The organism is Streptomyces sp. (assembly GCF_035563135.1).
GTDB lineage: Bacteria > Actinomycetota > Actinomycetes > Streptomycetales > Streptomycetaceae > Streptomyces.
Genome location: NZ_DATMVN010000623.1, coordinates 1 through 11,026, shown reverse-complemented (window position 1 = coordinate 11,026; position 11,026 = coordinate 1). Strand labels below are relative to the sequence as shown.

Sequence of the window (11,026 nt, the reverse complement as noted above, 5' to 3'; positions counted from 1 at the left end):
CCGAGGCCCGCGCGATGCTCGACGCGGGCCGTACCGGAGAGGTCGTCGTGGGCGCCGAGGGCTCCCGCTGCGGCAGTCCCCTCACCCTGTTCGTCGAATCGAGCGTCCCACCGCCCCGGATGATCGTCTTCGGGGCCATCGACTTCGCCGCCGCCCTGGTGCGGGCCGGCCGCTTCCTCGGCTACCGCGTCACCGTCTGCGACGCCCGCCCCGTCTTCGCCACGGCGGCCCGCTTCCCGGACGCGGACGAGATCGTCGTCGACTGGCCGCACCGCTATCTCGCCACCACCGATGTGGACACGCGGACGGTGCTCTGCGTCCTCACCCACGACGCCAAGTTCGACGTCCCGCTGCTGGAGCTGGCCCTGCGGCTGCCGGTCGCCTACGTCGGCGCGATGGGCTCGCGCCGCACCCACCTGGAACGCAACGAGAGGCTCCGCGAGGCAGGTGTCACCGAGGACCGGCTGGCGGCGCTGCACTCGCCGATCGGGCTGGACCTCGGAGCCCGCACCCCGGAGGAGACCGCCCTCTCGATCGCCGCCGAGATCGTCGCGGACCGGCGCGGGGGCACCGGCCTGCCGCTGAAGGGCGCCCACACCCCGATCCACCACGAGGACGGCGCGCGGACCGCCCCGGTGGCCTGATCCGGACCGCCACCGGCCGGGCGGGTTGCCGCCACGGCGGTTTCACGCCAGGGGTGAAGCCGTCCGCAGCCCCGTGTTTACCGGTAGATCAACTGCATGACATTTTCCCTCTCCTCCGTTTCCGGCCGGGCGAGACCCGCTCGCGCGGGACGCAGGGCTCTGCTCGTCGCGACCTCCGTCGCCCTCGTGAGCGGCGCCATGCTCCCCGCGGCGGGTCCCGCCGCCGCTGCCCCGAAGCCGCCGGCCGCCGGGGACCGCCATGGATCCGAGGTCCGCGACTACGACATCACGCTGCTCACCGGTGACGTCGTCCACTACTCGGACGGCGCGGGCAACCAGGACACCGTCACCGTCGACCGCCCCGAGGGCGCCGAGGGCGGTGTGCACGTGCAGCAGGCCGGGGAGGACATCTTCGTCATCCCCGACGAGGCGACCGCCCTCATCGCGGCCCGGAAGCTGGACCGCCGGCTCTTCAACATCTCGACGCTGGTCGAGATGGGCTACGACGACCGGCGTTCGGACGGGATACCGCTGATCGCCACCTACTCCGCGAGCACGGCGCGTTCCCTTCCCGCCGCCCCGCGCGGCAGCGAGACGGTCCGCCGGCTCGAATCGGTGAACGGCGCGGCACTCGAGGCGGACAAGGACGAGGCCCGCGCCTTCTGGAGCGACGTCTCCCGCACGGACAAGAGCCGTTCACCGGCCGACGGCATCGCCAAGCTGTGGCTCGACGGGAAGGCCGAGGCGGTACTCAAGGACTCCGTTCCGCAGGTCAACGCCCCGCAGGCCTGGGCCGCCGGCTTCGACGGCACGGGCACCACGGTCGCCGTCCTGGACACCGGCATCGACGCGACCCACCCCGACGTCAAGGACCGCATCAAGCAGTCCAGGAGCTTCGTGCCCGGTGAGGAGACCGACGACAAGCACGGCCACGGCACACACGTCGCCTCCACCATCGCCGGTTCGGGCGCGGCCTCGGACGGCGCCAACAAGGGTGTCGCCCCGGGCGCCGGCCTGCTCGTCGGCAAGGTCCTCAGCGACGAGGGCTCCGGCGCCGACTCCGGCATCATCGAGGCCATGGAGTGGGCCAAGGCCGAAGGCGCCGACGTCGTCTCCATGAGCCTCGGATCCAGCATCCCGGACGACGGCACCGACCCGATGGCACAGGCCGTCGACACACTCTCCGCCGACGGCGGCCCGCTCTTCGTGATCGCCGCGGGCAACGCGTACGGCGCGGGCACCATCGGGTCGCCCGGCTCCGCCGCGAGCGCGCTCACCGTCGCCGCCGTCGACAAGAGCGACCACCGTGCCGGCTTCTCCTCCATGGGCCCGCTCGTGCGGTCCCACGGCCTGAAGCCGGACCTGTCCGCCCCCGGTGTCGGCATCAACGCGGCCGCGTCCCAGTCCGTGCCCGGCATCAAGGGCATGTACCAGTCCATGGACGGTACGTCCATGGCCACCCCGCACGTGGCCGGAGCCGCCGCGATCCTGAAGCAGCGGCATCCGGAGTGGTCCGGCACGCGCATCAAGGACGCGCTGATGAGCTCCTCCGCGGAGCTGTCCGGTTACACGCCGTACGAGCAGGGTGTCGGCCGCCTCGACGTGAAGGCGGCGATCGACACGACGATCGAGGCCACCGGCTCCGTCGAGGTCGCGTCGTACAACTGGCCGCACGCCGCTTCCGACCCGGTCGCCGAGCGTACGATCACCTACCGCAACACCGGGGCGCAGGACGTCACCCTGAGCCTGGCCACCGACACGGACTCCGAGGCGTACACGCTCTCCACGTCCACGCTGACCGTGCCGGCCGGCTCCACCGCCGAGGCGGTGCTGTCGCTGGATCCCTCAGAGGTCCCGGACGCCACCCAGTTCTCCGGCCGGGTCATCGCCAAGGACGCGGCCGGCACGACCGTCGCGCACACCGGTTTCGCACTCGACAAGGAGCGGGAACTCTACGACCTGACCCTCCGTCTCCGCGACCGTGCAGGCAAGCCGATGGACGGCCAGGTCGTCATCGGTGAGCTCGGCGCCCCGCAGCTGAACGTGACGCCGGTCCCCGGCGAGACCACGCTGCGGCTGCCCCCGGGCAACTACACCGCATGGGCCTCCGTCGACATCGACGGCGACCGCCCCGATTCGAGGGCCGTCGCCTTCCTCGCGGCTCCCGAGACGATCCTCGACAAGCCCACCACCGTCACCCTCGACGCCTCGAAGGCCCACAAGGTCAGCGTGCACACCCCCGAGGAGACCGAGACCCGCCAGCTCCGCTACGACATGGCGCGCACCTCCCCCGAGGGTGTGGTCCAGCGAGACGCCTTCCAGATCCCGCCGGTCTACGACCAGTTGTGGGCGAGCCCGACGAAGAAGGTCACCGAGGGCAGCTTCAGCTTCCTCACCCGCTGGCGCCAGGGTGAGGAGCTGATCGACCTGACGGCCGACGGCCACGACGTCCCGGTCACCGTGCAGAACGGCTCGGTCGTCGCCGAGGACGGCGAGCAGAAGCTCACCGGTGTCTTCGCCGGCAACGGCGCCGCGGCCGACTACAAGGGCCGCAGCGTCCGGGGCAAGGCCGTCGTCGTCAACCGCAGCGACGCCGTCCCGCCCGCCGAGCGGCTGGCCAACGCACGCGCGGCGGGCGCGAAGGCGCTCTTCGTCGTCAACGACGGCCGTGGCGTGGCCATGGAGAGCTACGCGCCGTCCGGCGAGCAGACCGCCATCCCGGTCGCCTCGGTGCGGAAGACCGCGGGTGAGACCCTGATCAGGGCGGCGCAGCGCGGCAAGAAGCTCTCGGTCGACCAGAAGAAGTTCGCCTCGTACCTCTACGACCTGGTCGACCGCCACGACGGCGCCATCCCGGACCGGTCACTGGCGTTCGCCCCGTCCACCCGTCAGCTGGCGAAGGTGGAGAACACCTTCTACGGCCACAAGGAGACACTGGGCGGCGGATTCCGCTACGACATTCCGGACTACGGCCCGGGGATCGGCTTCCAGGAGTACGAGAAGTTCCCGGGCACCCGTACCGAGTGGGTCAACCCGCTGCCCGGCGACTCCTTCTGGTACGAGAACCACTCGGTGCCGACCGCCGATGCCTCCGACACCGCGCACGAGATGCGTAGTGGGGACCTGGACTACAAGGCCGGCAGGACCTACCGCGATGAGTGGTTCGCTCCGGTGACCGGCCCTCGTCTCGGCACCGCCCACTGGGGCCCGTTCCGCACGGCCCCGTACAACGACATCCAGTTCAACATCACGCCCTGGACCGACTCGGGCGAGGGCCATTCAGGATCGATGCCGCACGGCGTGTACGACACCACGTCCTACGCCTTCTACCAGGGTGACACCCTGATCAAGAAGGGCGCGGGGCAGGCCGGTTACGCCTGGGACCTGTCGCCCGGGAAGATGCCCTACCGACTGGTCGTCGACTCGGCGCGGGACGAGGCCACGTGGAAGACCTCGACGCGGACGCACACCGAGTGGGGCTTCGTCTCGGGTGCTCTGCCCGAGGGCACGCGGCAGGCCGGCATCCCGCTGCTCCAGCTGGCCTACGACGTGGACACCGACCTGGCGGGTGACGTCACGGCAGGCAAGCGGGTCGAGGTCGGCATCGAGTCGGGCACCCAGGCGTGGCTGGACGGCGCCGTGAAGGCGACCAGGGCCTCCCTGTCGGTGAGCTACGACGAGGGCAGGACCTGGAGCGCGGTGCAGCTGCGCAAGGGATCGTCGGGGGAGTGGACCGCGGAGTTCAGGACGCCGGAGCACGCCGGCTCCGTGTCGCTCAGGACCCGTGCCGAAGGGCCCGGCGGCCTGGCCGTCGACCAGGAGATCATCAGGGCCTTCGGTCTGAAGTGACCCGCTGAAGAGCCCTGTCGAGGTGGCCCCGCATCCCGCGCGGGGTGCGGGGCCACCTCGCCGGGCGGCGGCACTCGGCGGGCGGGGGCGCCGGCTCGGCGCCCCCGCCCGGGGATCAGCGGCCGGACTGCAGCGCCGCCCAGGTGTCGGGGCCGACGCTGCCGTCGACCTGCAGACTCCGTGAGCTCTGGTAGTCGCGGACGGCCTTGTCGGTGTTCGTGCCGAAGGCTCCGTCGGCGGCCACGGTTCTGCCCAGCGACGCGGTCAGCGCCCGCTGCAGCCGCTTCACCGCGTCGCCCGAGGCGCCCATGGTGAGGACCGGGGTGGTGCCGGCGGAGAGCAGCGCGGTCCAGGTCTTCGGGCCGACCGTGCCGTCGGCGTCGAGGCCGCGCGCGGTCTGGAACGCCCGTACGGCGCTCCCGGTGGTGGCGCCGAAGACGCCGTCCTCGGCACCCGCCTCGTAGCCCTGCTGGTTGAGGAGCGTCTGGACGGCCTTCACCTGCGGACCCGTCGAACCCTGCTGCTGGGTGGCGTACGACCCGAAGCTCAGCCCGTCGGCCCCGCTGCCGGAGCCGCCGACGAGCTGCATGTAGTAGGTCCAGTTCCAGTTGACGCCCGGGTCGGTGTGATCGTTCCCGGGGGCCTCGCTGTGCCCGATGACGTGCGCACGGTCCTTGGGGATGCCGTAGCGGTCGCACAGGTACTTCGTCAGGGCCGCCGAGGAGCGGTACATCGTGTCGGTGAACCACGACGGGTCGTCGACGAAGCCCTCGTGCTCGATGCCCAGCGACGAGGCGTTCGCGCTCCTGGCGTGATACGCGGTGTCCTTGTCGCGCACCATCTGGGTGATCTGGCCGTCCGAGGAACGGACCACGTAGTGGGAGCTGACCTTCGACGACGGGTTCTGGAACCAGCTGATGGTCCCGGCGTAGGAGCCCTGTGTGACGTGGACGACCACCTTGTCCACCGTCGCCGTACGGCCCGTCGCGAAGTTGCCCGAGTTCGCGGCCACCCAGAGCGCCGAAGGGTAGTCCGGGCTCGGGGCGGCGATGTCGGCCTTCGCCAGGGGGCCCTTCTCCGGGGACACCGGGCGTGAGGTGACCGTGATCCGTTCGCCCCCGGCGACGGTGGCCCGCAGCCCCTGCGCGAGGAAGGTGTAGACGGTGTCCGCGTAGAGGGCGGCGACGGGGCCCTGGGCTCCGCCGTAGCGGGCCACGGCCGGATACCAGGCATCGATGTCCGCCCGCTCGGCCCTGCTCAGGCCCAGTGCGTCGGCGTGGCTCCGCAGCACGGCCGCGCCGCCCAGGATGTTGGTCCCGTCGTCCTCGCGCAGGTCGGCCGTGGACTCGCCCGTCAGTGCGGCGGCCTTCTCCAGGGAGTGGCTGGACGGGTTGCTGACGAGGTGCATCACGCCGAAGCCGTTGTCCTGGCTGGGACGTCCGCCGTGCCCGTCGAGGTGCGTCTCGCCGTAGCCGACGGCGGCGAGCAGGTCACGCGGTACGTCGAACTTCCCGGCGGCCCGTTCGAAGGCCCGGTTCATGGAGTCCTCGCCGGCGGGGACGGCGGTGGCCGGGTGGCCGGTGGCGACGAGGGCGGTGACGGTGAGAGAGGCCAGAACGGCTGCACGGCCTCGGGTGTGGCCGGCGGGGCGTCGGGGCATACCTGCTCCAGGTCTGTGGGGGAGAGGAAGGCCACCGGACCGCTTGGGGTGGGCCGAGGCCGCTGGGCCCGCACAGGCTATCTATCTGCCCAAGGCATGACAACGACCTGCTCCGGTGTCCAAATCCCTTTCACTCCAATGGAGTTGGGTGCCGGAAAGGTGTCGTCGGGCGTGCTGTCACCCCCTTCGGAGGGTGACAGCACGTAGATGTGGCTACCAGCGGTCCCGGTGGACGACATCGGCGACCGGGCGGCGGCGCACCGGCCCGAAGTTGCCCTGCGGCCATCCCACCGGAATGGCGGCGAAGGTGTGCGTGTCCGAGGGGATTCCGAGGGCCTTCTTCCACTCCTGCTCCAGCATCAGGTGCCAGATGGTGAGGTTGGCCGCGAGCCCCAGCGCCCGCGCCGCGAGAAGGATGTTCTGCACACCGGGATAGACGCAGGAACCCTCCGCGAGGGCCTGGAAACGGGTCTGTGTGTCCGTCATGTGCTCCAGGCCCGCCGGACCGAGGGACTCGGCGTAGACGCGCAGGCCCTCCTCGTCGAACTGCGGCTCCGGGAACCTGTAGCAGGGGATGACCAGTACCGGGGTGTCCGCGAAGTGGTCGCGCTGGTGCTCGATCGCCGCCACCATCCGCCCGTACGCCGCACCGTCCATGCCCTTCGGCGCGTGCTTGCCGGTGGTCGCGAGGTAGGCGTCCACGCACCGCTTCCAGAGCGGGGCCAGCCCGGCCATCACCGCGCGGTCGGTGACGACCACGTACTCGTAGCACTGCATGTTGCCGCCGCTCGGCCCCCAGACGGCGGCCTGGATCAGCTGCTCGATCGTCTCGTCCGGGACGGGGTCCGGCTTGAGGCGGCGCATGGCGCGCATGGTGGACATGGTCGGGAAGAGGGCGGGTCCGTCGGGGTCAGGAGCGTCGGCGTACACCGTTTCGAAGGTCATGATCGCGGAGTGTACGGATCGACGTCCGTCACGGGGAGCCCCACTGATGCCTCGGTCCTTCTCGGTCCCTCTCGGTCCCTCCCGGTCCCTCCCGGTCCCTCTCGGCCCGGCGCAGGCCGGCGGCGCCGGACCCGGGCCACCGGAATGCCACGGTCACCCCGCCCTCATCTCCGTACGCCCGTGCTCCTCGTGTCACCCGCCGCCGCGGCGCGGCGGAATCGCACACCTGGCCGCCCTCCCTCCGCACGGGGGAACGCGGTCGGGGACGGCGGCCGCGAAGGCGTATAAAGGGTCCCTCCCGAGCAGCCGGCGTCCCTGATGGCCATCCCCCACGCGGCCGGCGTCACCGCGTACCGAGAGCGAAGGAGCGTCCCCATGAGCACCTCGGAAGAGATCAGCGCCTTGCTCGTCACCAGGTTCGGAACCGATCCGGAGGCCATCCGGCCCGAGGTGCCCCTCCGGGAGCTGCGGCTGGACTCGCTCGCCCTGGAGGAACTGCGGCTCCTCGTCGAGGACCGGCTGGACGTCGACCTGGAGGACGTCGCCCTGTCGTCGCGTGACACCGTCGGCCGGCTGGTGGCGGCCGTGCGCAGCAAGGCCGGCGCGTGACGGGCCGGGGGCCGTTCGCGCGAAGGCCCGCCCGGCCGGGCATCGAGCCGTTCAGCGCCGCGGTCACCGGCATCGGCCTGGTCACCGCCGCCGGAGTGGGAGCGGAGAGGACCTGGCACGGCGTGTGCGGGGCGGGCGCCGGCCCTTCGGTGCCGCACCTGCCGGAACTCGACGGGCTGCCCTGCGACTTCATGTACACCGTCGACGCTCCGGACATGAAAGCCGTCCTGGGAGTGGCCGCGCAGCGGCTGATGGACCGCTTCTCGCAGCTCGCCGTGATCGCGGCCCGGGAGGCGGTCGCGGACGCCGGGCTCGACCCCGCGGTCTGGGACAGCGGACGGGTCGCCGTCGTCATCGGCTCCGCCCACGGCGGCCTGCCGTTCTACGACGAGCAGCACACCGTTCTCACCGAACGCGGCGCGCGGCGTGTCTCCCCGAAGCTCGCCCCGCTGACCGTCGTCAACGGTGCCGCCAGCAGCGTCGCCATGGACCTGGGGGCGCACGGGCCGAGCCAGGCCGTGTCCACCGCCTGCTCGTCGGGCACCGTGGCCATCGGCACGGCCCACCAGATGCTGCGCACCGGGGCCTGCGACATCGTCGTCGCCGGCGGTGCCGAATCGGTCCGCTCCCGGCTCCTGATCGCCAGCGCCTGCCAGATGCGGGCCGTCTCCACCCGCCGTGACGACCCCCGGGCCGCCTGCCGCCCCTTCGACTCGCACCGCGACGGCTTCGTCGTCGGCGAGGGCGCCGGCCTCGTCGTGATGGAACGCCCCGAGCACGCCCGTGCCCGCGGCGCCGTCGTCCGCGCCCGGGTCGCCGGCTACGGGGCCTCCAGCGACGCCCATTCCGCCGTCGCCCCCGACCCCGACGGCCTCGGCATCGAACGGGCGCTGCGCACCGCCCTGACCGACGCGGGCATCGACGCCGCCGACGTCGGCCATGTCAACGCCCACGGGACGTCGACCGTCGCCAACGACCTCATCGAGTCGGTCATGCTGCGCCGTGTCCTCGGCGATCACCTCCTCGTCACCTCGACCAAAGCGATGACCGGGCACACCCTCGGTGCCGCAGGCGGTATCGAAACGGCCCTGACCGTCCTCGCGCTCCAGCACCAGCTCGTCCCGCCGACCGCCAACCTCGACGCCCCCGACCCCGCGGTCCCCGTCGAGGTGGTGAGCAAGGAAGCCCGGCACGCCGTGTTCGACTGCGCGGTCAAGACCTCGCTCGGCTTCGGCGGCCACAACGCGGCACTCGTGCTCACCAGGGCCTGACGGGAGCGAGGAGCACCGTGTCCGAGGAGATCATCCGGTCCCTGACCGTGGACGGCCCGCGTCACGGCTGTCGGATCCTGCCCCGTGACCCGCTTCTCCACGGACCGGCCGCCCGGCCCGGCGTGGCTCCCGCACCGGACGCGGGCCGGGCCGCCGCCCCGGCGGAACCCGCACCCGCGTCGTCGCCACGCCCCGGTTCACCCGTCGCACGGCGGTGAGCTCCCCGGCCGAGGTGGCGGCCCCCTCGGGGCCGCCACCCGGACGTGTCAGTGCCGGTGGCCCTTCCCCTTCACGTCGATGCGCACGATCTGCGGGTCGTGGTCGCTCGCCTGGTCGGCGAACTCGGCGTTGATGTGCACCACGTCGTAGTCGAAGCGGCGGACGGCGGGACTGGTCAGGATGTGGTCCAGGGTCTGCGAGTTGCCGTCGTAGACGTAGCTGTACTGCTCGCCCACGGGCAGTGTCGTGATCAGTGGCCTGAGCACCCTGCCGCTGGTCAGCGTCTTCATGGTGGGGGAGAAGGCGAAGTCGTTCAGGTCGCCCAGTGTGACGACCCGGGCCGACTTGTCCGCCTTCAGGAGCGAGGTGACGAAGGTGTTCACCTCCGCCGCCTGACGTACGCGCTGCGTCTCCGAGCCGCGCACCGGCTCCTGGTAGCGGCCGTGCAGCGACTGGTCGCCGCCCTTGGACGCGAAGTGGTTGGCGATGACGAAGACGCTCTCGCCGCGGAAGCGGAACTCGCCCGCCAGCGGCTTGCGGCTGTTGTCCCACGCCGTGCTCGTGGGGTTGATCCGGCCCGGCGAGACGGAGAGCGTGGCACCCTTCTTCGTCCTCACCGCCTGCACGGCGGTGGTGGCGTCACCGCCCGCGCGGTCCACGAAATCGACCCGGTCGGGGTTGAAGAGGAAGACGTTACGGATGTTGCCGCCGGGCTCGCCGCCGTCCCGGCCGTCCTGGGGGGCCACATAGCGCCAGGCGTACCGGGGGCCGCCCGCCGCGACGATCGCGTCCGTGAAGCGCTCCAGTGTCGCCTCGGAACCCACGGTGCCGTCGTTCACCGCACCGTTGTCGTCCTGGATCTCCTCCAGGGACACGATGTCCGGTGACGCGAGGCTGACCGCCACGCCGTGGGCGAGCGTGTCGAACTTGGCCTGTGCGTCGGCCGCGTCGAGGTTCTCCACGTTGTACGTGGCGACGGCGAGCTCCTTGTGCTTCTGCTTGCGTGTCACCTCGCGCTTGAGGCCGTTGTCCTTCAGCCGGCCCAGCTCGGTGGCCTGCACGTTGTAGCCGCCGTACGACGCGTAGTCCACGACGCCCGTGGTGGAGCCGGCCAGCACGTCGCCCACATCCGCGACCGGTACGGGCTGCGCGGCGTCCAGCGACATCACCTTGAGGCGGCCGGTGTTCTGGTCCTCGTAGGAGGCGTACAGGGTGCCGCCGCGCCGGGTCGGGTTCTCCCGGGGCTTCACCGTGACCCAGACCTCGTCGTACGCGGTCGTCGCGCCCGTCACCCGTGTGTCGGCCATCGTGACGCGGGCGCCCTCCAGCGACTCGTACAGATCCAGGGCGTACGTCTCCGGGGCGAGGGCGAGCGCCTCGATCGAACCGCCGCCGGCCGTGGGCACATAGGCGTCCGGCACCGAGGAGGCATCGAGGACAACCGCCTTCGGCAGGGCGTTGCCCGAGGAGAGGACGGTGATCAGCGGGGCGGTGATCTGGGTGAGCGACTGGGCGCCGGCAGCCGGGTAGTACTCGGCGACCTTGCCGCTGACCAGCACCGAGTCGCCGACGGCGACGGTGGGGGCCGTGGAACCGGTGTAGACGAACAGGCCCTCGCTCGTGCGGGCGTCGTCGTCCGGCGCGGTGTCCTGGATCCAGAAGCCGCGTGAACCCGTGCTCCGTACACCGGTGACCACGCCGGGGACTCCGGTGACCGGCTTCCCGGCGAGCGGGGAGAGCCGGGCCGGGCCCTGGACGTCGTGCACCCGCACCGCGCCGGGCTCGGTCGGGCCGCCGGGCTCGCCCGGTCCGGTGCCGCCGGAGGTCTC

Annotated in this window: 7 protein-coding genes; 4 read left to right on the top strand and 3 right to left on the bottom strand. The window is 71.8% G+C overall.

Annotation, left to right across the window (positions count from 1 at the left end):
• Together VN520_RS27780 and VN520_RS27775 are read left to right on the top strand one after the other, a co-directional pair.
• Nucleotides 1-644 (top strand): XdhC family protein (locus VN520_RS27780; protein ID WP_325749700.1); only part of this gene is annotated, 644 nt, incomplete at its 5' end.
• A gap of 198 nt (nt 645-842) precedes the next feature.
• Nucleotides 843-4,493: a S8 family serine peptidase gene (locus VN520_RS27775; RefSeq protein ID WP_325749701.1), complete on the top strand. Its 3,651-nt coding sequence runs from the start codon at nt 843-845 to the stop codon at nt 4,491-4,493.
• Between the two features lie 115 nt (nt 4,494-4,608).
• Here the strand turns inward: VN520_RS27775 and VN520_RS27770 are convergent, their stop codons facing one another.
• On the bottom strand, nt 4,609-6,153 hold the full coding sequence (locus tag VN520_RS27770; protein ID WP_325749699.1) for an N-acetylmuramoyl-L-alanine amidase: 1,545 nt from the start codon (nt 6,151-6,153) through the stop codon (nt 4,609-4,611).
• 213 nt (nt 6,154-6,366) lie between these two features.
• The gene (locus tag VN520_RS27765) at nt 6,367-7,098 is read right to left on the bottom strand and encodes a nitroreductase family protein (protein WP_325749698.1); all 732 of its coding nucleotides are present in this window, start codon (nt 7,096-7,098) and stop codon (nt 6,367-6,369) included.
• A gap of 375 nt (nt 7,099-7,473) precedes the next feature.
• On the opposite strand from VN520_RS27765, the gene VN520_RS27760 reads away from it, so the two are divergent.
• Together VN520_RS27760 and VN520_RS27755 are read left to right on the top strand one after the other, a co-directional pair.
• The gene (locus VN520_RS27760; protein ID WP_325749697.1) at nt 7,474-7,707 is read left to right on the top strand and encodes an acyl carrier protein; all 234 of its coding nucleotides are present in this window, start codon (nt 7,474-7,476) and stop codon (nt 7,705-7,707) included.
• The gene (locus VN520_RS27755) at nt 7,704-8,978 is read left to right on the top strand and encodes a beta-ketoacyl-[acyl-carrier-protein] synthase family protein (RefSeq protein ID WP_325749696.1); all 1,275 of its coding nucleotides are present in this window, start codon (nt 7,704-7,706) and stop codon (nt 8,976-8,978) included. The genes VN520_RS27760 and VN520_RS27755 overlap by 4 nt, the downstream gene beginning before the upstream one ends.
• 266 nt (nt 8,979-9,244) lie before the next feature.
• Here VN520_RS27755 and VN520_RS27750 read toward each other — a convergent pair.
• The coding region (locus VN520_RS27750) for an endonuclease/exonuclease/phosphatase family protein (RefSeq protein WP_325749695.1) at nt 9,245-11,026 on the bottom strand (1,782 nt) is incomplete at its 5' end.